Origin of the sequence: Paenibacillus sp. FSL K6-1566 (assembly GCF_038050475.1) — a bacterium.
Taxonomy (GTDB): domain Bacteria; phylum Bacillota; class Bacilli; order Paenibacillales; family Paenibacillaceae; genus Paenibacillus_AQ; species Paenibacillus_AQ lactis.
In genome coordinates this window covers 5,977,601-6,003,646 of record NZ_JBBOSR010000001.1, presented here as the reverse complement: position 1 = coordinate 6,003,646, position 26,046 = coordinate 5,977,601, and the positions used below count along the sequence as shown (strand labels likewise).

Below are 26,046 nucleotides of genomic sequence, written 5' to 3'. Positions count from 1 at the left end.
GCATAGCCGACCTACATAAACGGTATAGATGGTTAAGAATTGAATTCGCTAGCGAGGAGACCCCGGTTAATCCGGGGTCTTTTTCTGTTTTGCGATTAGCTGCTTGTTCTTCGATGGCTTTAGCAGCGGCTATCCTTTTTGAACCTCGTAACCTAACGTATGGGCCGGTGTTCCATGGTGGTGGTCACCTCGATGTCCCTCTGTTTAAATTACGATGAGAGGATGAGGATATCGTTCCCTAAAGGTCATTGAAACGGTCTTTCTTATCCCAGCAATGGTCTTCACCCGCTACGAGCGAACACTTGTGACGAAATTCACATATTTGTCTTTTTACACAGCGTTAACAAAATGGTATACTAAAGGTGCAAAGGAGGAGTGCCCTATGCAATTCAGTATTCGAGGTCAACAAATTGAAGTGACCGATGCTTTGAAGGACTATGTTGACAAGAAACTCAGCAGGCTTGATAAGTATTTTGAAGCACCCCCCACCTCTGAAGGATACGTTACATTAAGTGTCGTTCGAGGATTGCACACGGTGGAAGTGACCATTCCGCTCACGGGCGTGGTTCTGCGTGCGGAAGACCGAAGCGATGATATGTACGCTTCCATTGACGCTGTTGTGGACAAGTTGGAACGCCAGATTCGCAAGCACAAGACCAAGCTGAACCGGAAGATTAAGCAAGAGGGCGGCTTGAAGACGCTCGTTGCCGGGAACGGCGCAGCTACGGCGACTCAGACGGAAGTCGAGCAGGACGAGTATGAGGATCATTATGAAGTGGTCCGCACGAAGCGCTTCACGATGAAGCCGATGGACGTTGAGGAAGCGATTCTGCAGATGAACATGGTTGGTCATAATTTCTTCGTATTTTCCAACATTGACACACAGGAAGTAAATGTCGTCTACAAGCGAAATGACGGCAAGTACGGATTGATCGAGCGCGAGTAAGGCGACGGCGCGGGTCCCTGGGGCCAGCGGATGTTATCTTACAGCGACCGGAACGAATCTCACTGGAAATGAATGAAACTTTTAAGTTGAAATGAACATGTGCAAGATGAGCCTTCACCCGCGGGTGGGGCTCTTTATTTGGTTGGAGGCCGTTCAGTACTAAATAGGAACTCTCTTTTGTCGATAATATGGGATGACTCTATAATGAAATCCAGCCGCGTTTAACGAATATAATTGTGGTTTAGATACTAAATGGGCAAATGGATGGGTGCGTGGCCTTAAGTATGCTTGGATATAGCTGCAATGCAGGTTCTTTGCCTGTCACTTCGAATTTTCATAATATCCAGAATTCCTGGTTCGTAGGGTCAACGCTAACGCATTACGGATCAAGCGGTACCGGGTCGAGGCCATCTGCCGGGGGCAAAAGGCACTGGGTAAATGCTCCACGCAACTTTTATGCGTGCTGTTTCGTCTTATATAGTAGGGAATCGCGCCGGACGAATGCGGGCAGCAGAAGCAGCAACTTGTTGCGGCATCCCTTACAAACTGTTACAATTTAGGCAAACCCTCATTCTTTGGGACAGGCCGTGAACCCTGCCAGGAATGGGACCATCATAAGGAATCAATGAATCGATTTCATCATTTAACCCTTTGGCATTTAATGAAGTTGATTCTATCACTTGTTTTGCACGAAAGGGGTTAACCATGCTAGGACTTGTCAAAAAGATTTTCGGCGACACCAATGAACGTGATGTCAAACGTCTCATGAAGACGGTCGATGTAATCAACAAAATGGAACCGGAATTTGAGGCGCTCTCAGATGAGCAGCTTAAAGCGAAAACCGAAGAGTTCCGTGCGCGGATCGAGAAAGGTGAGACGCCTGAGGAGTTGCTTCCTGAAGCGTTTGCGACAGTCCGCGAGGCTTCCAAACGGGTGCTCGGCAAGCGTCATTACGACGTGCAGCTGGTCGGCGGGATGGCCCTCCACGAAGGTAAAATTGCAGAAATGAAGACCGGTGAAGGTAAGACCCTTGTAGGTACCTTGCCGGTATACTTGAATGCCCTGCTTGGCAAAGGAGTTCACGTGGTTACCGTCAACGATTATTTGGCCCAGCGTGACAGCGAAGAGATGGGGCAAATATATAATTTCCTGGGCATGACGGTCGGGCTCAACCTGAGCGGCATGGAGCATCCGGAGAAACAGCATGCTTACGCCTGCGACATTACCTACGGAACGAACAATGAGTTCGGTTTCGACTATTTGCGGGACAACATGGTGCTGTATAAGGAACAGATGGTTCAGCGTCCGCTGTACTTCTGTATCATTGACGAAGTGGACTCCATCCTGATCGACGAAGCGCGTACGCCGCTGATCATTTCGGGTCAGGCGCAGAAATCCACCGAGCTGTACTATGCAGCTGACCGGTTCGTGAAGCGTCTCGTTCCGGAAGAGGACTACACCGTGGACATTAAGGTCAAATCCGTATCCCTTACGGAAAAAGGCGTTGCTACCGCAGAGCGTATCTTCGGTATTGACAACCTGTATGACCACAACCATGTTACGTTGAACCATCATATTGTGCAGGCACTGAAGGCCAATGTTATCATGCGTCGTGACGTTGACTACGTCGTGACGGACGATGAAGTGGTTATCGTCGACGAATTTACGGGCCGCCTGATGGCCGGACGCCGTTATAGCGACGGTCTGCATCAGGCGATCGAAGCGAAGGAAGGCATCGAGGTACAGAACGAGAGCATGACCCTCGCGACCATCACCTTCCAGAACTACTTCCGGATGTACCGCAAGCTGGCGGGCATGACCGGTACGGCGAAGACAGAGGAAGAGGAATTCAAGAAGATTTACGGTCTTGAAGTGCTTCAAATTCCGACGAACCGGCCGAACCAGCGGATTGATATGCCGGACGTGGTCTACAAGAGCGAGGAAGGCAAGTTCAGAGCAGTCGTCAACGAGATCGTTGAGCGCCATAAGAAAAATCAGCCGGTGCTAGTGGGTACCGTTTCGATCGAAAACTCCGAGCGTCTGTCTGAAATGCTGAAGCGCAAAGGCGTTCAGCATAAAGTGCTAAACGCGAAATACCATGCGGAGGAAGCCGAGATTATCTCGCGCGCAGGCCAGCCGGGGGCCGTTACGATCGCCACAAACATGGCGGGTCGCGGTACGGATATTTTGCTGGGTGACGGCGTGCAAGAGATCGGCGGTCTGCATATTATCGGTACCGAGCGCCATGAATCGCGCCGGATCGATAACCAGCTGCGCGGTCGTGCCGGCCGTCAGGGCGACCCGGGTTCTACGCAGTTCTATCTGTCCCTGGGCGATGAGCTGATGAAGCGTTTCGGTACGGACAACGTGCTGAACATGATGGAACGCCTTGGCTTTGAAGAAGATCAGCCGATCGAGAGCAAAATGATCACCCGTGCGGTGGAATCCGCGCAGAAGCGGGTAGAAGGCAATAACTTCGACATGCGTAAGGTTGTACTCCAGTATGACGACGTGATGAACCAACAGCGCGAAATCATTTACAAGCAGCGCCGGGAGATTCTGGAGTCCGAGGATATCAAACAGATCGTCGTTGATATGATCAAGCCGGTCATCGAGCGGGTAGTAGAGGCTCACTGCAGCGATGATATTCCGGAGAACTGGGATCTGCAGGACGTTGCCGATTACATCAACAGCAAGCTGCTGGACGAAGGCGCGGTTACCCGCGAAGATCTCTGGGGCAAGGAAGCCCAAGAGATTACCGATTACCTCTTCGAGCGTGTCATGCAGAAGTATGACGAGCGCGAGCAGGCGATCGGTCCGGAAATGGTACGCGAGTTCGAGAAGGTTATCGTGCTCCGCGCGGTAGACAGCAAGTGGATGGATCATATCGACGCGATGGATCAATTGCGTCAGGGTATCCACCTCCGTGCTTACGGCGGTACCGATCCGCTTCGCGAATACCAGTTCGAGGGCTTTGAGATGTTTAACGCCATGATTGCGACGATCCAAGAGGAAGTCGCCACGTATATCATGAAAGCTCAAATCGCCACGAACCAGGAGCGCCAAGCGGTAGTGGACGAGAACAAGGTGTCCACGAACAGCAGCAGCGAGCCTGCCGAGAAGCGTCCGGTTCAGGTCGGTGAACAGATCGGCCGCAACGATCCTTGTCCATGCGGCAGCGGCAAGAAATTCAAGCACTGCCATGGGCAGAACGCGTAACATTCGATATAGGACGAATTAAAGAGCGGGTAGCAGGACAAGGGAGTAAAATGATTTCGAAGAAGCGGCAGCGGTCGCCTTTGTGATCGGATTTCAACCTATGAATTCATTTGATCAAGAAATCCGAGAGCAACAGTGATCGTAGGAACATTTTACGTACTTGTCCCACATCCCGGTATAGTCAATCTTAAAGAATGGTAACCGCATATCATGCCGGTCTTGTCGATGGACCGGCAATCATTGAACTCCCTTAAGAGCTGCTTGGGCAGTCGGGGTGGTGGCTAAGGCCATGACTCCAAAGTCCCGGCAGCGATTAAGGGAGTTTATCTGAACATATCGACATGCCGATTGAGGGCACGGCCATGCTCCCATAACGAGACGGCACATGTTTCCGTAACGAGATAGCTGCTGAACGATTCGAGTGAAAAAGCTTTTGCCTTGTCGTGAAGTTGAGCAAGTGACAGCTAAATTATCCTCCGAATGGAACGATTTCCAAGGCGGAGAGGGTATACTAGAAGAAGATAAGATGCAAAGACAGAAAGGACGAGGATTTATGATCGATCCAAGCGTTAAGCAGGACCTGCGTGAAATCAGCAAGAAACTAACCAATCTTAGGGGGTCTCTTTGACTTAGATCTCAAGCAGGAGTTAATTGAGAATTTTGAGGAGAAGATGGCGGCTCCGGATTTTTGGGACGACAATGAGAAGGCTCAGGGCATTATCTCCGAGATGAATGCGGTCAAATCCGCGGTGGACTCTTATCAGAAGCTGCAGCAGGACTATGACGATGCTGTCGTGATGATTGAGCTGGCGGATGAAGAGGGAGACGATTCCCTGGCCGGCGAGATCGGGGATACCATTAAGGAACTGGTCGGACGCGTGGAGGCGTTTGAGCTCCAGCTGCTGCTGAATCAGCCTTATGACAAAATGAATGCCATCCTCGAGCTGCATCCTGGCGCGGGTGGTACCGAGTCGCAGGACTGGGGACAAATGCTGCACCGGATGTACACCCGGTGGGCCGAGAAACGCGGCTTCAAGGTGGAGACGCTGGACTACCAGCCGGGGGATGAGGCGGGCATCAAGAGCGTAACGCTATTGATTAAAGGCTTTAATGCTTACGGCTATCTAAAGGCGGAAAAAGGCGTGCACCGACTCGTTCGCATCTCGCCATTCGATTCATCGGGACGCCGGCATACGTCATTCGTATCCTGCGATGTCGTACCGGAAATTACCGATGACGTAGAGGTGGAAATCCGGACCGAGGATTTGAAGATCGATACGTACCGCGCAAGCGGCGCGGGCGGTCAGCACATCAACACGACCGATTCGGCCGTGCGGATTACGCATCTTCCGACTGGCGTCGTCGTAACATGCCAGAACGAACGCTCTCAGATCAAAAACCGCGAGCGCGCGATGACGATGCTCCGCTCCAAGCTCTATGAGCGCAAAATCGAGGAGCAGCAAAAGGAGCTGGCTGAAATCCGCGGTGAGCAGTCCGAAATCGCATGGGGCAGCCAGATCCGCTCGTACGTGTTCCATCCATACAGCATGGTGAAGGACCATCGCACCCAGGTGGAGACCGGGAACGTGGGCGCCGTGATGGATGGCGACCTGGATGCTTTTATCGACGGATATTTGCGCAGTCAAATCAAACAGGAAGTCGAATAGGCCGCGAGGAGAGATTTGAAGAACATGGCGCAGTCCGTTCGTAAACCATCCGCCAGCAAGAGAAGGCGGGAACCTATCATTCCGATCAACGGTCCGCTCCGGCAGACCGTCGATACGATCTTTATTATCGCCGGCTCCTTCATTATGGCGCTGGCGTTTAATCTGTTTTTCCTGCCGAACCACATTGCCTCCGGGGGCGTGTCCGGGTTATCCGTCCTTGTCCAAGCTTGGCTTGGCATTGAACCGGCTTTCACGCAGTGGGCGCTCAATATCCCGCTGCTGTTTCTTGCCTTCGGGCTGATCGGCCGCGAATATGGGGTCCGCTCTCTGCTGGGAAGCATGGTGCTGCCGCTATTCGTGTTTTTGACCAAGGATTGGGTGATTCCTCTCTCTAATCCGCTGCTCGCCTCCATCTATGGAGGGATCGGCGTCGGCATCGGCATGGGGCTCGTCTACCGCGGCCGTGGCTCGACAGGGGGGCTCAGCATTGTTGCACAGCTGCTGCATAAATACAGCGGCCTTGCATTTTCCTTATGCATCGTCATTTTGGATGCGATCGTCATTTCTTCGGCAGCCATGGTGCTGTCATTGGAGCAAGCGCTGTATGCCTTAATCGGACTGTATGTGACGGGCAAGGTGATTGATACGATTGAACTCGGCTTCAGTTTCACCAAAGTCGCTTACATTATCTCCGATCATACGGAGCCGATTACGAAGGCGATTTTGGAGGATCTCGACCGGGGCTTGACCAAGCTGACGGCACAAGGCGGCTACACCGGAGAAAACCGGACCGTCCTTATGGTCGTCGTCGGCCAGAGCGAGATTCCCCGGCTGAAGACGGTGGTCCAATCGGTGGACCCGGACGCGTTTGTCATTATCCATAATGCACACGAGGTGCTGGGTGAAGGCTTTCGGAATATTCGGACATAAAGCATATAATCTTACGTAAAGAACGGTGCATAGGCGCCGTTCTTTTTTTATGGACATCGCTTGTTTCCTAGAGCCGGCACGTGTTAGCTGCAGGTTCGATTTATGGTCGTTGCAGGCTAACAATGGCTTGGCTTAACGACAGGGAATTTTTTCTTTCTTTTTCCGGGGAAGCGCCTATAATGGAAACTAATATCTTGGAGGAGGCTACGAAAAATGGGGATGGAACGGATCTATGCAAGCCTGCCCGAACTGGAAACCGATCGTCTGCGCTTGCGGAGAATATCGATGCGGGATGCGGAGGATATGTTCGCCTATGCCTCAAATGATGAGGTGGCTCAATACGTAACATGGGAAACTCATCGCTCGATTGAGGACAGCAAGCGATTTATTCAATACATATTAGCCCAATATGCCAAGCACGACATCGCACCCTGGGGAATAGAACTGAAGGAGAACGGCAGGCTGATTGGCACGGTCGACTTTGTGTGGTGGAGACCTGAGCACCAAAGCGCGGAAATCGGCTATGTGCTTGCTCGGGAATATTGGGGCAGGGGGATCATGACCGAAGCGGCTTCCGCGCTCTTGAAGCTTGGTTTTGGCGAAATGGATCTGATTCGTGTCCAAGCCCGCTGCTTCGAGGAAAATACCGGCTCCCAGCGTGTCATGGAGAAGATCGGCATGCGTTATGAGGGGACACTGCGCAAAGCGATGAAGGTGAAGGACCGGCATTGGAACCTCAAAGTATTTTCAATATTAAAAGAAGAATATGAACGGACGTCCGACTCATAGGGGAGAGATTGACCCATTTCCAGCCAATTTATGAGAATCCATTGTATTTATATGAATACAGTCGTATAATAATACATATTTATGAGACGGATAATGGATTTGGAATCATGGAACCGTGCATAAGACCGCTCGATCAGGACGCTTACGAACAAGCAGGCGCCTAATCCACTTGCGGTCTATCGGATGTTCCGTGGGAGAGGGATGAGGATATGACAGACAACAAGCTGAGAGTTGCCATTGTAGGATCCACCGGTTATGGAGGCGTGGAGCTGATCCGATTGCTGCAGGCGCATCCTTACATCGAGATTACTTCGGTGATTTCATCATCGAGCAGCGGGGTCCCGATATCGGACGGATTCCCGCATTTGACGAATATTGTTGCGAAGAACCTGGATGGCGTTGATCCTGGAGAGATTGCGCAGGCTGCGGATCTTGTGTTCACGGCGACCCCTTCCGGCGTAAGCGCGAAGCTCGTTCCGGAGCTGCTTGCGGCAGGGCTGAAGGTTATCGACCTCTCGGGCGATTTCAGGCTGAAGGACGGTGCAACCTACGAGCAGTGGTATAAGCATCCGGCCCCTTCGTCCGAGCTTCTTGAAAAAGCCGTATACGGCTTGTGCGAGGTATTCGGAGAGGAAGTGAAAGGCGTCGATTTCATTTCGAATCCAGGCTGCTACCCGACCGCTACGCTCCTCGGACTGATTCCGGCAATCAGCGCCGGCTGGATTGATCCGGCCACCTTGATCATCGATGCAAAATCCGGCGTATCCGGGGCGGGACGGGGAACGAGCCTTATGACGCATTTTGCGGAAATCAATGAAAACTTCAAGGCCTACAAGGTCAACAAGCATCAGCATATCCCGGAGATCGAGCAGGTGCTCAGCCAAGTATCGGGCGAGCCCGTTACCGTCACCTTTACGACTCATCTCGTACCGATGACGCGCGGCATTATGAGCACGATGTATGCAACGCTCAAAGGGCCGCATACCGAAGAGGACTTCATCGGTTTGTATCGAGAGTACTATAAAGATCGCTCTTTTGTCCGCATTCGGGATAACGGCGTATGGCCGGCGACCAAAGAAGTTAGCGGCTCCAATTATTGCGACATCGGCTTTGCGGTGGATGCCCGAACGAACCGGTTGACCGTCATAGCGGTCATCGACAATGTCGTGAAAGGCGCTGCCGGGCAGGCAATCCAGAATTTGAACCTGATGATGGGATGGGAGGAAAGCCTCGGTCTTACGTTTACGCCAGTGTATCCGTAACAGACGGGGGAGACGGACATGGGAGATAACTTATTTGCGATTTTGGAGGAAGGCACCATCGTGACGCCGAAAGGCTTCAAGGCTGCCGGTCTCCACTGCGGATTGAAGAAGACCGACCGCCACGATCTGGGCGCCATCGTATGCGAGGTGCCGGCAGTTGCGGCCGCTGTCTATACGACGAATGTATTTCAAGCGGCTCCGTTGAAGGTGACGCGGGAAAGCCTTGAAGACGGCAAGCTCCGCGCAATCGTGGTCAACAGCGGGAATGCCAATGCGTGCACAGGCAAGCAAGGAGAAGAGGATGCATACACGATGCGTGCCCGGGCTGCTTCTGAGTTTGGCGTTAAGGAGAGCGACGTTGCGGTGGCGTCCACAGGCGTCATCGGCGAGCTGCTCAAGATGGACCGCGTGATTGCGGGCATCGAGGGCCTGCCGGGTCGTCTGAGCGGCGCTCGCGAAGGAGCGGAAGCCTTTAACCAAGCGATACTGACAACGGATTTGGTGAAAAAAGAAGCCTGCGTAACCGTTTCGGTCGGCGGGGTGAACGTAACGATAGCCGGTTCGGCGAAAGGCTCCGGCATGATTCATCCGAACATGGCAACCATGCTCGGCTTCGTCACCACCGATGCGGTCATCGGGCAGGAGGCGCTGCAGCAGCTGCTCCGCCAGACGACCGATTTGACCTTTAATATGATTACCGTTGATGGGGACACGAGCACGAACGATATGCTGATTGCCATGTCCAGCGGTCTGGCCGGGCATGATGAGCTGTCGCCGGCGCACCCGGATTGGGAAGCTTTTGCTTCCGGTTTCCATTATGTTTGCCGGATGCTCGCGATGGCGATTGCGCGGGACGGCGAAGGGGCAACGCATTTGATCGAGGTCCATGTTGACGGAGCCGAGACCGACGAGGACGCCCAGGCCATTGCGAAGACGATTATCGGCTCCAGCCTGGTCAAATCGGCGGTGTTCGGCGCCGATGCCAACTGGGGACGTATCATTGCAGCCGTAGGCCGAGCCGGCCGGCCGGTTAATCCCGAGACGGTCGATATTAAGATCGGGCCGATATCAGTGCTGGAGCAGTCGAGGCCGGTGGCTTTTGACGAGGATGCCGCGCTGGCCTATCTTCAGGGAGATACGGTGAATATTGAAGTGAAGCTCCATACTGGCAGTGGATCGGCCACCGCCTGGGGCTGCGACTTAACCTATGACTATGTACGGATCAATGCGGCTTACCGCACATAATATTTCAAGCAGTGACGGGAGGAGACGGATGTGAACAGCACGTTGAACCAGGAGGAGACCATGCCCGGCAATAAGGCGGGCGGGGACATGTTTGTGATGAAGTGCGGCGGAAGTACGCTGGCCGCCTTGCCGGACAGCTTCTTTGAGGATTTGAAGGGACTGCAGGAGAAGGGAGTCCAGCCGGTGATCGTGCATGGCGGCGGGCCTGCGATCTCCGGGAACCTGGAGAAGTTGGGGATCGAGACCGAGTTCGTGAACGGTCTGCGCAAGACGACGGAGGACGTGCTGGATGTGGTGGAAATGGTGCTGGCCGGCACGATCAACAAACAGATTGTCCGCCGGATTCAGAGCGTCGGCGGCTCGGCCCTCGGCCTGTCCGGCTCCGACGGCGGCTTGATTGAGGCCCGGCCGGTTGCGAACAGCGCAGAGGTCGGCTGGGTAGGCGATGTCACGCATGTGAAGTCCTCCATCCTTAACGGCGTGATGGAGATGGGCTATATGCCCGTTGTAGCGCCGATCGGTGTCGATGCGGCAGGGCAGCGCTACAACATTAACGCGGATACGGCGGCGGGCGCTGTCGCCTCTCATCTCGGCGTAGCCCGGATGATCGTCGTAACCGACGTGCCCGGCATCATGAAGAGTGCGGGCGGCGAGAAGCGGGTGCTGCCGACCGTTACGGTGCAGGAGATCGAGGATATGATCGGAACGGGTGAAATCTACGGCGGCATGATTCCGAAGGTCAGGGCAGCCATCGCCTGCATTCACGGCAAAGTGCGCGAGGTTGTCATTGTGGACGGCAGTGAGCCAAATGTACTGAGCCGCGTAGTCGCGGGCGAAGTGCTCGGGACGCGCATTGTTCGGATGTAGCTGGCAAGCAAAGCCATAAGTAAAGGAGTGTAACAGGTCATGGGGAAAGATGCACAAGGAAGCGGAAGTGCAGCGGCTAATGCGGCAGCGGGGGGCCATGAGAGCTCATTGTTTCAGACGTACGCGAGATACCCGCTCAGCCTCGTTAAAGGGGAAGGCAGCTGGTTGTGGGACGATCAAGGCAATAAATATTTGGACTTTATGGCCGGGCTCGCGGTAACCAATCTCGGGCATGCCCCGGTTAAGGTGAAGGAGAAGCTGAAGGCCCAGCTGGATGAGCTGTGGCACGTCTCGAATCTGTTTCATATTTCGGGACAGGAAAAAGCAGCGGCGCTGCTGACCGCAAACACCTGCGCGGATGCCGTCTTCTTCTGCAACAGCGGTGCGGAGGCGAACGAAGCCGCGATCAAGCTGGCTCGCCGCTATCACCAGAAGGTGAAGGGCACCGGCCGTTATGAGATCATTACCTTTACGCAGTCTTTCCACGGCCGGACGCTGGCCACGCTGACCGCTACGGGACAAGACAAGGTGAAGGAAGGCTTCCTTCCGCTCCCTGCCGGCTTCCTGAGCGTTCCGCTGCATGACCTGCCGGCACTGGAAGCGGCGATTAACGACAACACCGCGGCCATCATGATCGAGATGGTGCAGGCCGAAGGCGGCGTGCATCCGGTCGAGCCGGAATTCTTACAGGCCGTCACGGAGCTTTGCAAGCAGCACGGGCTGCTGCTCATCGTTGACGAGGTGCAGACCGGCATGGGCCGGACCGGCAAGCTGTTCGCGCATGAGCATTACGGCATCGAGCCGGATATTTTCACGGTAGCCAAGGGGCTTGGCTCCGGCTTCCCGGTCGGCGCGATGCTCGGGAAGGGCTATCTGCGCGATGCCTTTACGGCAGGCAGCCATGGATCGACCTTTGGCGGGACGCCGCTGGCAAGCGCGGTGGTAGCCGCTACGATCGAGGCGATGCTGGAGGACAACGTGCCTCAGCGCGCAGCGGAAGCGGGCGAATACTTGACAGCCCAGCTGCAAGAGAAGCTTGCGGGAATTCCTTTTGTGAAAAGCATTCGCGGAAAAGGCCTTCTGATCGGCATTGAATGCGCGGAGCCGGTCGGCGAGCTGGTGCTGGAGGGGCAGCGCCGCGGACTGCTGTTCGTAACCGCAGGCCCGAATGTGATCCGCCTCCTTCCGAATTTGCTTGTCACACGGGAGGAAATCGATCAGGCGGTGTCGATCCTTACGGATATCATTCATGCCCATACGGCGGTTAACCAAGCATAGAAAGTCATGATACAATAGAAAAATACAGCAAACAGCAAGGAGGACAAGGGGATGACCGCAAGTGGACAACTACAGGGAATCAGCTTGAAAGGCCGGGATATGATCGAATTGGACGAGTATTCCACCGAGGAGATCCAGTTTTTGCTGGACTCGGCGATCGAGCTAAAGCGTAAGCAGAAGAACGGAGAGGTGTACCAGCCGTTAAAGGGGAAGACGCTCGGACTTATTTTTGAGAAATCCTCGACACGGACCCGGGTCTCCTTCGAGGTCGGCATGTTCCAATTGGGCGGCCATGCGCTCTTCTTGAGCAAGAACGATATTCAGCTCGGACGCGGGGAGCCGATCAGCGATATGGCACAGGTCATGTCCCGTTATCTGGACGGCATCATGATCCGTACCTTCGGGCACGACAATGTCATCAACCTCGCGAAGCATGCATCCATTCCGGTGATCAACGGCTTGAGCGACATGGCGCATCCTTGCCAGGTGCTGGCTGACCTGCAGACGGTGCTGGAGCATAAGGGCAAGCTGAAGGGGCTGAAAATGGCCTTTATCGGGGACGGAAACAATATGGCGCATTCCCTGCTGATCGGCGGAGCAAAGATGGGCATGCATGTGGCGGTAGCGAGCCCTGAGGGTTATATGCCGGATGAAGGCATTGTGAAGCTGAGCGAAGAGATTGCAGCGCAATCCGGTGGGAAAATCACGATCACGCATGATCCGATCGAAGCTGCCAAGGATGCCGATGTCATCTATACCGATGTATGGGCGAGTATGGGCTTTGAAGAGGAGCAAGCCGAACGGGAGGCTGCTTTTGCGGATTTTCAGGTGAACGAGGAGCTGGTCAAGGCGGCGAAGCCGGATTACTTGTTCCTGCACTGTTTGCCGGCGCATCGGGGCGAGGAGGTTTCCGAAGGCGTGATCGACGGCGAGAACTCCGTCATTTTTGATCAGGCCGAGAACCGGCTGCATGCACAAAAAGCGTTAATGGTTGCATTAATGGCATAATAAAGGCTATTCAAAAAGTTATCCTTGGGTCATGAAGTGAGTCAAGGAGCAATTCGGCATCGAATCTTGAAATACGAAGATTGGACCGCTTGTTGGTCTGGCTTTTTAATATCGCAAGAATAGGATTTGTTAGTTACAAGGAGAGGGAGTTTAACCATGGCAAAGCAAAAAATCGTATTGGCGTATTCCGGCGGTCTGGATACGTCCGTTATCCTCAAATGGCTCAAGGAAACGTATGACGCTGAAATCATTGCGTTCACGGCGGACATCGGCCAAAAAGAAGAGCTGGACGGCCTGGAGGAAAAAGCGCTCGCTACCGGCGCCTCCAAAGTATACATCGACGATCTGCGCGACGAGTTCGCTAAAGATTTCATCTTCCCGATGTTCCAAGCAGGAGCGATGTATGAAGGGCAATACCTGCTCGGCACAAGCATCGCGCGTCCGCTTATCGCCAAGCGCATGGTGGAGATTGCACGCGCGGAAGGCGCTACGGCGATCGCTCACGGGGCAACGGGCAAGGGCAATGACCAGGTGCGCTTCGAGCTCGGCGTAGCCGGACTCGCTCCTGACATTGATGTAATTGCGCCATGGCGCCTTGAGGAGTTCCGCAACTCCTTCCCGGGACGCGCCGAGATGATCGCATATGCGGAAGCGCACGGCATTCCGGTCACGGCTTCTGCGGCGAAATCGTATTCGATGGACCGCAACCTGCTTCATATCAGCTACGAGAGCGGCGTGCTGGAAGATCCTTGGTTTGACGCAAGCGCGGAGGCAAGCAAGGACATGTATCTGCTCAGCGTTTCGCCTGAGGATGCGCCGGATGAGGCGGAATATCTGGAGCTGGAATTCAAGCAGGGCAATGTCGTTGCCCTCAACGGTGAGGCGATGAGCCCGCTGCAGGTGATGGAGAAGCTCAACGAGCTTGGCGGCAAGCACGGCATCGGCCGCGTCGACATGGTGGAGAACCGCTTCGTCGGCATGAAGAGCCGCGGCGTTTATGAGACGCCAGGCGGAACGATTCTGTTCACCGCCCATCGCAAAATGGAGTCCATCACCATGGACCGCGAAGTAATGAACCTGCGCGACAGCCTGATCACCCGATACAGCACGCTCGTGTACAACGGCTTCTGGTTTGCGCCGGAGCGTTTGGCGCTGCAGGCGCTGGTAACGGAAAGCCAGAAGAACGTCACCGGCACGGTGCGCGTGAAGCTGTACAAGGGCAATGTGATCGGCGCCGGCGTGAAGAGCCCGGTCAGCTTGTACAATCCGGATATCGCCACGATGGAGGCCGACCCAACGCAAGCCTATGATCAAGGCGATGCTACCGGCTTTATCCGCCTGAACGCGCTGCGGCTGAAAGTGGCGGCAGGTGTAAACCAGAATAAGTAAGCCATCCAGTTCAAAAGTTCATTTTATAAAATGCAAACAAGATAAGCATTGTAAGCCACGCAAAGCTATGCAAGTAATGAAGGGGCTGAAGGCCGTTTTCATGCTTGGGATTCGCGGACAGGAGCAGCCTTTAAGCAGGTGCTCTTGCTGCCATCCCCGGCGGGAAGCGGCCCTCTGCCTTCAAACAGAGAGGGGCAAGTGTTGTGAGCAAGTTATGGGGCGGACGTTTTACGAAGCAGACCAACGCGCTGGTGGAGGAGTACACGGCTTCCATCGGTTTTGACAAGCAGCTGGCGGAGGAGGACATCCAGGGCAGTCTGGCGCATGTATCCATGCTGGGCAAGTGCGGCATCGTGCCGGCCGAGGATGTGGAGACGATCAAAGCGGGCTTGAATAAAGTGCTTGAGCGCATCCGCGAAGGAAGCATCGAGTTCTCGGTTTCGGACGAGGACATTCATATGAATATCGAGAAAAATCTCATTGAGGAAGTCGGGCCGGTCGGGGGGAAACTCCATACCGGACGAAGCCGGAACGACCAGGTAGCGACCGATATGCATCTGTACCTGCGCAACCGTGTCGTTGCGCTGACCGGCATGCTGCATGAGCTGCAGACGGCGCTGATCGGACAGGCCAAGGACAATCTGGATACGATCATTCCGGGATATACGCATCTGCAGCGGGCGCAGCCGATTCTGTTCGCCCATCATCTGATGGCGTACGTGTCGATGTTCCAGCGCGATATCGACCGGTTGATCGACAGCTACAAACGGATCAATATCTTGCCGCTGGGCGCCGGAGCGCTTGCCGGTACGACGTTCCCGATCGACCGCCACTATGTCGCCGAGCAGCTCGGCTTCGACGGCGTGTACGAGAACAGCTTGGATGCGGTCAGCGATCGCGACTTCATTCTCGAATTTTTGGCGGACGCCTCGATCATCATGATGCATCTGTCCCGCCTAAGCGAAGAGCTGGTGCTGTGGAGCAGCACGGAGTTCAATTTCATTGAGCTTGACGATGCATTCTGCACCGGCAGCAGCATCATGCCGCAGAAGAAAAATCCGGACGTGCCGGAGCTGGTTCGCGGCAAAACCGGACGCGTATACGGCAATCTGATGGGCCTGCTTACCGTGCTGAAGTCGCTTCCGCTTGCTTACAACAAGGACATGCAGGAGGACAAGGAAGGCATGTTCGATACGGTAGCCACGCTGGAAGGAGCGCTGCAGCTGTTCGCGCCGATGATTGCCACGATGAAGGTCAACAAGGGGCGCATGCGCGAAGCGGTGAATACGGACTTCTCGAATGCAACGGATATTGCGGATTTCTTGGTCGGCAAGGGACTGCCGTTCCGGCAGGCGCATGAGGTTATCGGCAAAACGGTGCTGTACTGCATCCAGAATAACAAATATTTGCTGGACTTGACGCTGGAGGAATTCCGTCAGTTCTCGGAGCTGTTCGATGACAGCATTTACGGCGTTCTGCAGCCGGAGACGGTGGTTAACGCCCGGAACGTATACGGCGGCACGGCAACCGCTCAGGTGAAGGATGCGATCGAGCGCAGCGTGAAGCTGCTGCAGGCGACCGAGGAGTGGCTTGCCCTTCGGCAAGGCAATGTGGAGTAATCCCATCAGCTGAATACATGCAATAATGAAAAAATGCACTCATGGAGCGAAAGCGCCGGCTGCAGCCGCAGGGGCCCTCGCTTAAGAGTGCATTTTTTTACTTGGGTTTACTTTTTCAGAGGGAGCCACTTTAACACATCTTGAATATGGGTGTCCCAGTAGCCCCAATCATGACCGCCCGGTCCTTCCTGATAGGTGTAGTCCAACGAGGTCTGCTCGCAGACCTGGCGGAAGGACTGGTTATCCTCATACAGGAAGTCCTCGGTTCCGCAGCACTGGTACAGCATCGGCTTCGGTCCATCGCTGGCGTCCACCTTGCGCACCAAATGCAGCAAGTCGTCGTCCGTTCCGGAAATGTCGCGGTCCCCGTAGATGAGCCTGTTGTCATAATGCCGGTCTTCGGCAGGGCCGATCCGGCTCACCATATCAAGCGCACCGGACAGGCTTGCAGCCGCCGCGAACGTTTGCGGGCAGCGCAGTCCGAGCTTGAACGCACCGTAACCGCCCATCGACAGGCCGGCGACAAAATTATCCTCCCTGGCATGGGAGAGCGGGAAGAAGGAGCGGGCGAGAGCCGGCAGCTCCTCGCTGATGAAGGTCCAGTATTTGCCGCCGTGCTCCATGTCGGTATAGAAGCTGCGGTGTACCTGCGGCATGACGACCGCTAATCCCATGGAGGCCACATAGCGCTCAATAGAGGTGCGGCGGAGCCAGATCGAATCGTCATCGGACAAGCCGTGCAGAAGGTACAGCGTTGGATGCAGGCCGCTGCCTGCCGTATTGGTCATGCCGATCTGTGCGGAGGTCTGCTGCGGCAAGATGACGGTCATGGACGTGCTGAGCCCAAGCACTTCGGAGAAGAAATGACATTGAATCAAAGCCATGGTATGTATCCCCTTTCATCATCAGGATCAGAAATAGCTAATGCGTTTACATATGGGATCATATCATAATTTAGCAGGCTGCAGCTGTAAAATTTCCCGACCATTCTTTTTAACGCCTCGGTCTCAAGACCGAGGAAAGATTCAGCCATCAGGCGGTTTAGCGAGGGATGCTGTTGTGATAATCTACTAAGAGAACGGAGCTCACCAGCGTAGAGCTGATGCTCCTTTAGTGATCCGGCAGAGGATTCCGCCGACAAGGGTGGAATTCTTAATGTAACGATAGAATGAGGATACGATTCGACGACTTATAATAACCGACTATAACGACTATATAAGGTGATTTCACCCTATGTAATATATTGGAGGAGGACTACCATGATACCCTATGAAGAGAAGCTGTCCGATCTGAAAATTGCCGGTACCGGGAATGCAACGGGCGGCCGGTACGGCAAAGTTCGCATCGACGGCTCGGGCCAAATCAACGGCGATATCGAATGCGTCGACTTGGTTGCGAACGGGAATATGAGCGTGAACGGATCCTTGATGACGCAGAAGCTTCGCGTGAACGGATCCGGCACCGTCCATGGGGCCGTTGAGGCGGAAAGCCTAAATGTGGCCGGCAACTTGAACCTGAAGGATCAGCTGCGCAGCCGTTTCATCGAGATCGGGGGGCACTGCAGCATTCATGGCGATTCGGAATCCGAACGGCTCACGTTAAGCGGCAATCTCCGCGGACATGGCGATGTTCGGAGCGAATGGGCGGAGCTTAGAGGAAGCTTTAACATCAGCGGCCGGCTGCATCTTGGTAACGGAGATATCCGTCTATTCGGACGCTGCAAGGCCCTGGAGGTCATCGGCGACCGGATAACGGTGCGCCGGAAGGGCAAGCGGCTGTGGGAGATGCTGTCGTTCTCCTTAAGCGGGCCAAGGCTGGAGGCCCGGGTAATTGAGGGAGACGTTCTGGATTTGGAATACGTTGAAGCCGATATGGTTCGCGGTAACCGGGTTATTCTCGGCAAGGGATGCAAGGTGCGGCAGGTCGAGTTCCGGGATGAGCTGAGCCGGGATCCCGAGGCGGAGATCGGGACGGCGCACAGATTTTAAGCCGGCAAGACGGGCATGCTGAAATCATACGCGCTAGGGAACTGCCCCTTAGTAGATTTTTCTACTATGGGCAGTTCTTTTTTCATGTCCATAATCCCCCGCATGTACAGAAGAGTCCCGCATATCGCATGAAGTTAGTCCAGCACGTTAAGGCGCGGCCGTAATTCCGTCCTCCACCACCTCTTCCTTAGGCGTTTCGTTAGGTATAGGCATCCCGCCGTCATGGGTCGGATTGATGGCAACGATGCTGTCTTGCGCTCGGTACGTATCCGTGGATATTTTAACGCGTTCCACAAGCTTGCCGTTCACCTTTTTGGTCCGGTATGTTTCGACCACATAACCGGGCTTGCCCTGCTGAATGACCTGCTTGAAGCCTGGCGGCAGCGCTTTGTTGTGAATGATCTTTTCCGGCGATGGCAGCGTTTCGATCGTGGAGGATTCCAGTTCATAAACGGTATCTTCGGGAAAGGTTCCGAACATTTTGACCGTCAGCGCATCGTCCGATACTTCCGAGAGAATGAGCAGATGCTTCCCGGTGTTATTGCGGAAGCGGAAGTTAATCGCCCCTTCGGCAAAAGTGGCATCCTGCCCCTTAGGCATATAGCTGACCGGCAGAGAGTGATTCCGGCGCTCGGTGATGTCAAGCCCGATCATGAGGGCGGCGTGATACACCGTGCTTGATACTTGGCAGATGCCGCCGCCGATTCCCGGCACGAGCTTGCCGTTTACGATAACAGGCGCTTCCTTGAAGCCGAATTCCTTCTTGGCGGTATCGATGACGTGCGCATAATTGAATTCATCGCCCGGCTTCAAGATCATGCCGTCTACCGCCTTGGCCGCCGCCGTTACGTTATGGACCCTTCCGGGCCCGCTGGCTCCAAGGCTTGTTGAGAACTCGACGATCTTGCGCGCTATGCCTTCCGCCTGAAGCGACTCTAGCGTCACGGGGGGCTTCTCAAGGTTTAAAGGCAATTCCAGGACCAGCTCGGTGCCCGCCTGCTTCCCGGCCGCCGACAGGTCGCTGGGCAGCGCTGCCCCCAGCCGATCATACAACATGGCCCAATCGATGCGGTAAGCCGTCTTCTCCGGCATGTATCTGACGATGTCATCCTCGGAGATGCTCCGCACGGCATTGACGGGCTCTCCGAATCGCTCCTTCTCCCATTCCTCATTAAGCCGCTTCTTCAGCAGGTCCCGGTTCCACGCGGCGGAAATTTCCCATTCTGACGGAAAGTTTCGCCTGAACCACATCTGTTCCCATAAGGTGCCGGAGTTGTCCTGGAGCTTGCTTACAGCCTCCCGGAACGATTCCGCATCATATCGAACTCCAGCCTCCTTCAGCGTAAACGTCTCCGTCTTCCCCTTCAGCATGGCCGCCTGCAGCTTGACCTTCGTGCCGGCCAGGGCAGCCAGCCGCTGATCGAGCTCGGCCAGCACCTCATCGGCGGGCCTGCCGCCGACATCCCATCCGGACACGACAACCCCTTCAGGAAGCTCCTTCTGATTGACGTACAGGGTCAGCATGCCGAATCCTACGGAGAGGACCAGCACCAAACTGCTGACAATGATGAGACCAAGATGAATTTTTTTCATGCAAAACCACCCTCTTAACTTCGTATTGGCCGACGTTCATGCGCTTGTTCATGTATATGTCACGATGGGGATAAACTTTCGGGTACTCAAAAGGTAACAAATTTGTTACAATAGGTGGTGTTGTGAGGATTTTTCAGGAATTTTAAAGGAATTCAATGGAAGCTGTCGAAATTATAAAGGCTAATTATGGATTGGGAAGTGATTCTTAGTGATTGAAATGCAAGACGTTTGGAAGACTTACCCGAACGGCGCTCATGCGCTGCAAGGCGTGTCGGTTAAGATCAACCGGAATGAATTTGTCTATGTCGTCGGACCGTCCGGTGCGGGAAAGTCGACGTTTATGAAGCTTATTTATAGAGAAGAAGTGCCTACCAAGGGGCAAATTTCCGTGAACGGATTCAATATCGGGAAGCTGAAGCAGCGCAAAATCCCCTATGTTCGGCGCAATATCGGGGTGGTTTTCCAGGACTACCGCCTGCTGCCAAAGCTGACAGCTTACGAAAATGTAGCTTTTGCCATGGAAGTCATCGAGGCGCCGCAGCGAATCATCAAGAAACGGGTGATGGAAGTGCTGGAGCTTGTCGGGCTGAAGGCCAAGGCGAACCGCGAGCCTTCCCAGCTATCCGGCGGCGAGCAGCAGCGGATTGCAATCGCGCGGGCGATCGTGAACAATCCGTCGGTCATTATTGCGGACGAGCCTACCGGGAACCTGGATCCGGAGACATCTTGGGAAATCATGCAGCTGCTGGACGAGATCAATTTTCGCGGCACAACGATTGTCATGGCCACCCATAACAAGGAAATCGTCAACACCATGCGCAAACGCGTACTAGCCATCGAGCGCGGACAGATCGTGCGCGACCAGCTGAGAGGAGAATACGGGTATGAGTTTTAGAACCTTCTTGCGGCACCTGCGGGAAGGGGCGAAGAGTATATTTCGCAACGGCTGGATGTCTGTCGCATCGGTAACTTCCATCGTGGTGTCGTTATTTATATTGGGTGTGTTCATGCTGCTTGTAATGAACGTAAACGCGTTAGCCGATAAAGCAGATAGTAATGTGCAGATCAACACCTACTTGAATCTGAATGTCGACGAGGCGCTTCGGGAGAAGATCCGCAGCGAGATCGAGACGATGCCGGAGGTCAGCTCGATTAAATTCGTATCCAAGGAAGACGGGATGAAGGAGCTGGAGGAGAGCCTCGGCTCGGAATGGCTGGAGGGCTTCAGCGAAGAGGACCAGAACCCGCTGCCGGATGCGTTTGAGGTATCCGTCATCGAGCCTACGACCGTCGGCTTCGTCGCCGACAAGATTAGCGCTTTGAACGAGAAGTACGCGGAGGAGCCGATCATGCGCGTCAAGTACGGCGAAGGAACGGTGGAAACGCTGTTCAAAATCACGCGGACGGTCCGGAATATCGGCTTCATATTCGTCGCCGGACTGGGACTGATGTCGATGTTCCTGATTTCGAATACGATCCGTGTTACCATTCTGGCCCGCAGACGTGAGATCGGCATTATGAAGCTGGTCGGTGCGACCAACAGCTTCATTCGCTGGCCGTTTTTCGTCGAGGGGGCATTGATCGGCCTCGTCGGCTCGATTGTCACGGTGACCCTGTTGTTTGTCGGATACGGACGCTTGTATGCGGCCGCTCAGACCGATATGACGCTTGCCAAGAGCCTGATCCCGCTTGGAGACCTGTGGTTGTGGCTCGGCGGAATCATCATTGTGCTCGGCGTTGCGATCGGAGTCTGGGGCAGCACCATGTCGATCCGTAAGTTTTTGAAAGTCTAAACCAGGTAAAGGATGGGGAGCGAACGTTGAAGAAAATCGCCGCTGGAGTAGCAGCCTTATTATTGGCCTCTGTTATGATCCAACCCTCTGACGGACAAGCTGAGAAGAAGACCGCAGCCGACGTCGACCGTGAGCTGAAAGTGCTGCAGGAGCAGGTCCGCGAGGCCAGAGCCCAGAAGAGCAAGGCTGCCGAGGAGAAGAAGGAAGCGCAGCATTATAAGAAAAAGACGACCAAAAACCTGAAATATGTCATGGAACAAATCAGCATCGTCAGCAACGAGCTGATGAAGATATCGATGAAGATCGAGGAAACCGAGGATAATCTGAGAACGACGACGAAGGAGCTTGAAGCGGCCGAGGAGCGCATCGCTTCCCGCGAGAAGCTGCTGGAATCCCGCATTCGTCTGATCTATATGGACGGGCAGCCTTCCTATCTTGATGTGCTGCTCTCCTCCACAAGCTTCAGCGATTTCCTGGAGCGGGCGGATTCTTTAAAGACGATCGTCAATCAGGACCAGGATTTGCTCGTGCAGCATAAACAGGACAAGCTCCTTGTCATCGAGAAGAAGAAACAGCTCGAGACCCAGTATGCGACGGCGAAAGATCTGTACGCACAGATGGAAGACCGCAAGAGCCTCCTGAATGAGAAGGAAAAGGAGAAGCGCGTGCTTCTCGCCCAATATGATCAAGAGATCGAGGACGCGGAGATTTTGACCAAGGAGCAGGACCAGATGCTGGTGGCCTTGGCCAGCAAACGCTCGGATCTGCAGAAAGAGAAGAACAAGCTCGCGGCTGAAGAGGCTGCTCGCAGAGCAGCTGCTGCGAAAGCGGCAGCCGCCGCGGCGGCGAAACGGGCGAAGGCGACCAAGCTTGGCGGAAGCAAGGGAGGCGGATTTACCGGCAACGGAGGTCCGTTTGCGCTTCCGGTATCGGGGGCAAGACTCTCATCGGGCTATGGTCCGCGGGTGCATCCGGTAACGGGCGAGGTCGGCAAAATGCATACCGGCCAAGATTTTGCTGCTCCGCAAGGAACGGAGATCCGGGCAGCCGAGAGCGGCACCGTCATTCTGGCCGAATGGTGGAGCGGTTACGGAAACTGTGTTATTGTTGATCATGGGGGCGGCGTATGGACCTTGTACGGACATATCCGCAACGGCGGCATCATGGTGAGTGAGGGCGACAAGGTGTCCAGAGGCCAGAAGATTGCCGAGGTCGGTTCGACCGGTCAAAGTACCGGACCGCATCTTCACTTCGAAGTACGGGTTAACGGATCGCCTGTTAATCCTGGGCCTTACCTGTAACGGCAGGGCGCATCTGCGCCACACATGCTTCGTACCGCTGTATAAATATTCCCGGTAAGCCTATCATATACTAGGTGGACGGGATTCCCGAAAGAGCAGTTGAAATGTACAAAGGCGGTGAAGTACATGCTGAAAAAACGAACGGTTGTCTTTCTAATGGTTGCCGCTATGCTGTGCGGTGTACTCATAACCATGGCATTGACCCAGCTGCCGGCTGCGCAGCAGGCCGGAAACGGTGAAGGTCTTCTGGCGAGCATTTCGAACCGCAGCGGGCTTGATGACACGGAGGCCAGGAAGCTCGGCACGGCGCTGGACCTGATCGAAGACAATTATTATAAGGACGTCGACCGGTCGAAGCTGGTTGACGGGGCGATTAACGGAATGATGGAAGCCCTTGGCGATCCGTATTCCAACTATATGGGCGAGGAATCCGCGAAGCAATTCACGGAGAGCATCGCAGGATCCTTTAGCGGGATCGGCGCTGAAGTATCCTCGCAGGACGGCAATGTCGTCGTCGTATCGCCGATCAAGGGATCCCCGGCAGATAAAGCAGGCATTCGGGCGAAGGACACCATATTGTCCGTGAACGGCGAATCGCTGCAGGGCCTCGACCTGAACGCGGCGGTAGCCAAAATCCGCGGTCCGAAAGGCTCCAAAGCCGTACTGAAGATTAAGCGCGCAGGCTCCGATGAGCCGATCGAGCTTGTCATTGTTCGGGATGATGTTAGCCTGGAGACGGTGACCGCACGGATGGAGAAGGACGGCATCGGCATTATCGAGATTACCCAATTCTCATCAAATACCGGTGAACGCTTTACGGAGGAGCTTGAGAAGCTGGAGAAGCAGGGCATGAAGGGCCTCGTGATCGATGTGCGGAACAATCCGGGCGGCGTTCTGTCCGAGGTCATCGGGATCACCGAGAATTTTGTGCCGAAAGGCAAGCTGATCGTCCAAGTTGAAGACAAAGACAAGAAACGGGAAAAGCATGTGTCGAACGGGCAGGCGAAGCCTTATCCGATCACCGTTCTGATGAACAAGGGCAGCGCAAGTGCATCTGAAATTTTGGCCGGAGCGCTTCAGGAATCGGCAGGTGCGACCTTGGTCGGCGAGCATTCCTTCGGCAAAGGGACCGTTCAGACCAGCTTCGAGAAGCAGCTTGGCGACGGCAGCCTGTTGAAGGTCACCATTGCGAAGTGGCTCACGCCGAACGGCACCTGGATTCATGAGAAGGGGATTGAACCGGATATTAAAGTAGACCAGCCGGAATACTTTACGGTCGCCCCGATTGACAAGAAGAAGACCTACAAGTATGACGCGAACAGCAGCGACGTCAAGAATGCCCAAATTATGCTGGAGGCGCTCGGCTTTGATCCGGGTCGCACCGACGGATATTTCGACCGGGCGACAGAGAAGGCGGTCAAGAGCTTCCAGAGCAAGCATAAGCTGAAATCCGACGGCGTCCTTAACAGTGCGACGGCGGAAAGCCTGGAGGCAGCACTGATCGAGAAGATTCAGGATCCGAAAGTGGATAATCAACTGAATCGCGGACTTTCCGAAGTTCGGAAGGAAATCGCGGCAAGAGCGTCGAAACCATAAGAAGGCTGCAACTTAGCCTTCTTTTTTCTTTGATTCGAGAAAGGAGCGTGGCTGGCTGTTGGAAACGCTGGTACAACTGCTGATGCGTGGGATGGATGCAGGCTTGCAACTTCTGACGCAGCCCTTTTATTATATTTCGATCCTATTCGTAATGCTGCTCTACCGGAGGCAGGTACTCCTGGAGCGTAAGCTGTTTCATGTACGCTTGCATTCCTGGGGATTGCAAACCTGGCGGACATTTCTCGGCGGATTGCTGGCAGGGCTTGCGGTGTCTGTCGCAGTCGCTTTCCTGGGGGTAAGCCTAAGCCTGGGGGCGATTATCTGCATCTGGGTCACCTCATTGATCTTGATGCTGTTTCATATCCGGTATTTGTGCTTTGCTTATTCCATCGGACTGCTTGGCATCCTCCAGTTCGTGTTGAGCTGGTTTCCGAATCTGGCAGCGGAGGGATGGGGCCATACGGTGCTGTCCACCATCCGCAGCCTGGATATTCCGGCCCTGCTGGCGCTGGCTGCCGTGCTGCATTTCGCCGAAGCCGTTCTGGTCAAGCTGCAGGGGTCAAGCTTTGCGACGCCGCTGTTCCTGGAAGGGAAGCGGGGCAAGCTGGTCGGCGGCTATCATATGCAGAGCTTCTGGCCGCTACCGTTGTTCATGATTGTACCTGCCGCCGGCGGAGGGGCCGTGCTTCCGTGGACGCCGTTCTTTGGCGGGGATGCGTGGAGCGGCGGATTTATGATGATGGCGCTGCCGGTCGTCATCGGCTTCGGCGAGATGACGCAGAGCATGCTGCCCAAGGAGAAGGCGGCGATCACCTCCAAGCGGCTGATCATTTACGCCGCGGTCGTGCTCGCACTGAGCATGCTTGCCGAATGGTGGTCGCCGTTGACCCTGATTGCGGCATTGGCCGCTCTGCTGCTGCATGAAGGCTTGGTATGGTACAGCCGGTATGAAGAGCAGCAGCGCAGTCCCGTATTTGTGCATCCCGTTCGCGGATTACGGGTGCTGGCTGTTCTGCCGGATAGCCCGGCCCATGAGCTCGGCATTCAGCCGGGCGAGACGATTCTGAAGGTGAACGGTACCCTTGTCCACAGCAAGGAGCAGCTTCACGGCGCTCTCCGGCAAAACCCGGCTTTTTGCAAGCTGGAGGTTCAGAACCATCAGGGCGAAAGCAAGTTTTTGCAGCGCGCCATTTATGCCGGGGACCATCATCAGCTGGGAGCGATCGTAGCCCCGGATCCGCGCGATGGCATTGCCGCCCGATTGAAGCCGGTAAGTCTTATTACGCTGCTGGCGAACAAGCTGCATGTCCAAAAGTTTCGCAAGGATCCGGCGGGCGAGAAGGCTCTCCGATCGGAAGAAGCGGGATTTGATTCATAAATGCAAATGACGGTGCTTGTCGAAGAGACAAGCATCGTTTTTTTATTTCATTTCAGGCTGTCCTTCAATTCACTTGCAACCTAATGGAAGTCATGTACGTCTGTATCCACAAATAGCCAGTGATGGCGTAGAGGGGGGAATGAAGTGGCTTCATTATCTAAGGCAGCTGTGATCTGAA

Annotated in this window: 20 protein-coding genes; 18 read left to right on the top strand and 2 right to left on the bottom strand. The window is 54.7% G+C overall.

What is annotated here, in order from left to right; translation table 11 throughout:
* The first annotated feature begins 382 nt into the window (after positions 1 to 382).
* The 12 genes from hpf (at position 383) to argH (ending at position 16,219) form a co-directional block, all read left to right on the top strand.
* Positions 383 to 946, top strand: a complete 564-nt coding sequence (gene hpf, locus NST08_RS26990; protein WP_341342497.1) for a ribosome hibernation-promoting factor, HPF/YfiA family — start codon at positions 383 to 385, stop codon at positions 944 to 946.
* A 705-nt stretch (positions 947 to 1,651) separates the two neighbouring features.
* Positions 1,652 to 4,165: a preprotein translocase subunit SecA gene (gene secA, locus NST08_RS26985; RefSeq protein WP_028406883.1), complete on the top strand. Its 2,514-nt coding sequence runs from the start codon at positions 1,652 to 1,654 to the stop codon at positions 4,163 to 4,165.
* A gap of 553 nt (positions 4,166 to 4,718) precedes the next feature.
* A protein-coding gene (prfB, locus tag NST08_RS26980; RefSeq protein ID WP_341342658.1) for a peptide chain release factor 2 occupies positions 4,719 to 5,832 on the top strand; the annotation gives its coding sequence in 2 pieces (ribosomal slippage) (positions 4,719 to 4,790 and positions 4,792 to 5,832; 1,113 coding nt in all).
* 24 nt (positions 5,833 to 5,856) lie between these two features.
* Positions 5,857 to 6,762, top strand: a complete 906-nt coding sequence (locus NST08_RS26975; RefSeq protein WP_341342496.1) for a YitT family protein — start codon at positions 5,857 to 5,859, stop codon at positions 6,760 to 6,762.
* A gap of 213 nt (positions 6,763 to 6,975) precedes the next feature.
* The gene (locus NST08_RS26970) at positions 6,976 to 7,551 is read left to right on the top strand and encodes a GNAT family N-acetyltransferase (protein ID WP_341342495.1); all 576 of its coding nucleotides are present in this window, start codon (positions 6,976 to 6,978) and stop codon (positions 7,549 to 7,551) included.
* Positions 7,552 to 7,760: 209 nt separating this feature from the next.
* Positions 7,761 to 8,813, top strand: coding sequence for an N-acetyl-gamma-glutamyl-phosphate reductase (gene argC, locus NST08_RS26965; protein ID WP_341342494.1), 1,053 nt, complete (start codon positions 7,761 to 7,763; stop codon positions 8,811 to 8,813).
* A gap of 18 nt (positions 8,814 to 8,831) precedes the next feature.
* A complete protein-coding gene (gene argJ, locus NST08_RS26960) occupies positions 8,832 to 10,058 on the top strand; it encodes a bifunctional glutamate N-acetyltransferase/amino-acid acetyltransferase ArgJ (protein WP_341342493.1) in 1,227 nt (408 codons plus the stop codon).
* Positions 10,059 to 10,118: 60 nt separating this feature from the next.
* Positions 10,119 to 10,925, top strand: coding sequence for an acetylglutamate kinase (gene argB / locus NST08_RS26955; RefSeq protein WP_341342657.1), 807 nt, complete (start codon positions 10,119 to 10,121; stop codon positions 10,923 to 10,925).
* A gap of 39 nt (positions 10,926 to 10,964) precedes the next feature.
* Positions 10,965 to 12,203: an acetylornithine transaminase gene (locus NST08_RS26950; RefSeq protein ID WP_341342492.1), complete on the top strand. Its 1,239-nt coding sequence runs from the start codon at positions 10,965 to 10,967 to the stop codon at positions 12,201 to 12,203.
* Positions 12,204 to 12,254: 51 nt separating this feature from the next.
* Positions 12,255 to 13,211, top strand: coding sequence for an ornithine carbamoyltransferase (argF, locus tag NST08_RS26945; RefSeq protein ID WP_341342491.1), 957 nt, complete (start codon positions 12,255 to 12,257; stop codon positions 13,209 to 13,211).
* A gap of 156 nt (positions 13,212 to 13,367) precedes the next feature.
* On the top strand, positions 13,368 to 14,600 hold the full coding sequence (locus NST08_RS26940) for an argininosuccinate synthase (protein ID WP_028406893.1): 1,233 nt from the start codon (positions 13,368 to 13,370) through the stop codon (positions 14,598 to 14,600).
* A 203-nt stretch (positions 14,601 to 14,803) separates the two neighbouring features.
* Positions 14,804 to 16,219 carry an argininosuccinate lyase gene (gene argH, locus NST08_RS26935; RefSeq protein ID WP_144868625.1) on the top strand — a complete coding sequence of 472 codons (1,416 nt, stop codon included), beginning with the start codon at positions 14,804 to 14,806 and terminating at the stop codon, positions 16,217 to 16,219.
* 107 nt (positions 16,220 to 16,326) lie between these two features.
* Here argH and NST08_RS26930 read toward each other — a convergent pair whose 3' ends face one another.
* Positions 16,327 to 17,103 (bottom strand): alpha/beta hydrolase, encoded by a 777-nt coding sequence (locus NST08_RS26930; protein WP_028406895.1) that lies wholly within the window; start codon positions 17,101 to 17,103, stop codon positions 16,327 to 16,329.
* Positions 17,104 to 17,478: 375 nt separating this feature from the next.
* On the opposite strand from NST08_RS26930, the gene NST08_RS26925 reads away from it, so the two are divergent.
* Complete coding sequence (locus tag NST08_RS26925) at positions 17,479 to 18,207, top strand: polymer-forming cytoskeletal protein (protein ID WP_028406896.1); 729 nt, start codon at positions 17,479 to 17,481, stop codon at positions 18,205 to 18,207.
* 147 nt (positions 18,208 to 18,354) lie between these two features.
* Here NST08_RS26925 and NST08_RS26920 read toward each other — a convergent pair whose 3' ends face one another.
* Positions 18,355 to 19,800 (bottom strand): VanW family protein, encoded by a 1,446-nt coding sequence (locus NST08_RS26920; RefSeq protein ID WP_341342490.1) that lies wholly within the window; start codon positions 19,798 to 19,800, stop codon positions 18,355 to 18,357.
* Between the two features lie 208 nt (positions 19,801 to 20,008).
* Here NST08_RS26920 and ftsE point away from each other — a divergent pair, with 208 nt between their 5' ends.
* The 5 genes from ftsE to NST08_RS26895 all read left to right on the top strand — a co-directional run bounded on the left by ftsE (position 20,009) and on the right by NST08_RS26895 (position 25,868).
* A complete protein-coding gene (gene ftsE, locus NST08_RS26915; RefSeq protein ID WP_007132274.1) occupies positions 20,009 to 20,695 on the top strand; it encodes a cell division ATP-binding protein FtsE in 687 nt (228 codons plus the stop codon).
* On the top strand, positions 20,685 to 21,593 hold the full coding sequence (ftsX, locus tag NST08_RS26910; RefSeq protein ID WP_007132273.1) for a permease-like cell division protein FtsX: 909 nt from the start codon (positions 20,685 to 20,687) through the stop codon (positions 21,591 to 21,593). Before ftsE ends, ftsX begins: the two co-directional genes overlap by 11 nt.
* Before the next feature lie 26 nt (positions 21,594 to 21,619).
* Positions 21,620 to 22,894 (top strand): murein hydrolase activator EnvC family protein, encoded by a 1,275-nt coding sequence (locus NST08_RS26905; protein ID WP_028405454.1) that lies wholly within the window; start codon positions 21,620 to 21,622, stop codon positions 22,892 to 22,894.
* Positions 22,895 to 23,020: 126 nt separating this feature from the next.
* Positions 23,021 to 24,490: a S41 family peptidase gene (locus NST08_RS26900; RefSeq protein WP_341342489.1), complete on the top strand. Its 1,470-nt coding sequence runs from the start codon at positions 23,021 to 23,023 to the stop codon at positions 24,488 to 24,490.
* Between the two features lie 58 nt (positions 24,491 to 24,548).
* Positions 24,549 to 25,868, top strand: a complete 1,320-nt coding sequence (locus tag NST08_RS26895; RefSeq protein ID WP_341342488.1) for a PDZ domain-containing protein — start codon at positions 24,549 to 24,551, stop codon at positions 25,866 to 25,868.
* Positions 25,869 to 26,046 lie beyond the last annotated feature (178 nt).

Bases quoted from the DNA above. Each gene is read 5' to 3' on its own strand.
- NST08_RS26975 (WP_341342496.1), top strand. From the start codon at position 5,857: ATGGCGCAGTCCGTTCGTAAACCATCCGCCAGCAAGAGAAGGCGGGAA.
- argJ (WP_341342493.1), top strand. From the start codon at position 8,832: ATGGGAGATAACTTATTTGCGATTTTGGAGGAAGGCACCATCGTGACG.
- ftsX (WP_007132273.1), top strand. From the start codon at position 20,685: ATGAGTTTTAGAACCTTCTTGCGGCACCTGCGGGAAGGGGCGAAGAGT.
- hpf (WP_341342497.1), top strand. From the start codon at position 383: ATGCAATTCAGTATTCGAGGTCAACAAATTGAAGTGACCGATGCTTTG.
- NST08_RS26925 (WP_028406896.1), top strand. From the start codon at position 17,479: ATGATACCCTATGAAGAGAAGCTGTCCGATCTGAAAATTGCCGGTACC.
- NST08_RS26920 (WP_341342490.1), bottom strand. From the start codon at position 19,800: ATGAAAAAAATTCATCTTGGTCTCATCATTGTCAGCAGTTTGGTGCTG.
- argB (WP_341342657.1), top strand. From the start codon at position 10,119: ATGCCCGGCAATAAGGCGGGCGGGGACATGTTTGTGATGAAGTGCGGC.
- NST08_RS26930 (WP_028406895.1), bottom strand. From the start codon at position 17,103: ATGGCTTTGATTCAATGTCATTTCTTCTCCGAAGTGCTTGGGCTCAGC.
- argF (WP_341342491.1), top strand. From the start codon at position 12,255: ATGACCGCAAGTGGACAACTACAGGGAATCAGCTTGAAAGGCCGGGAT.
- secA (WP_028406883.1), top strand. From the start codon at position 1,652: ATGCTAGGACTTGTCAAAAAGATTTTCGGCGACACCAATGAACGTGAT.
- NST08_RS26900 (WP_341342489.1), top strand. From the start codon at position 23,021: ATGCTGAAAAAACGAACGGTTGTCTTTCTAATGGTTGCCGCTATGCTG.
- NST08_RS26950 (WP_341342492.1), top strand. From the start codon at position 10,965: ATGGGGAAAGATGCACAAGGAAGCGGAAGTGCAGCGGCTAATGCGGCA.
- argC (WP_341342494.1), top strand. From the start codon at position 7,761: ATGACAGACAACAAGCTGAGAGTTGCCATTGTAGGATCCACCGGTTAT.
- NST08_RS26940 (WP_028406893.1), top strand. From the start codon at position 13,368: ATGGCAAAGCAAAAAATCGTATTGGCGTATTCCGGCGGTCTGGATACG.
- NST08_RS26970 (WP_341342495.1), top strand. From the start codon at position 6,976: ATGGGGATGGAACGGATCTATGCAAGCCTGCCCGAACTGGAAACCGAT.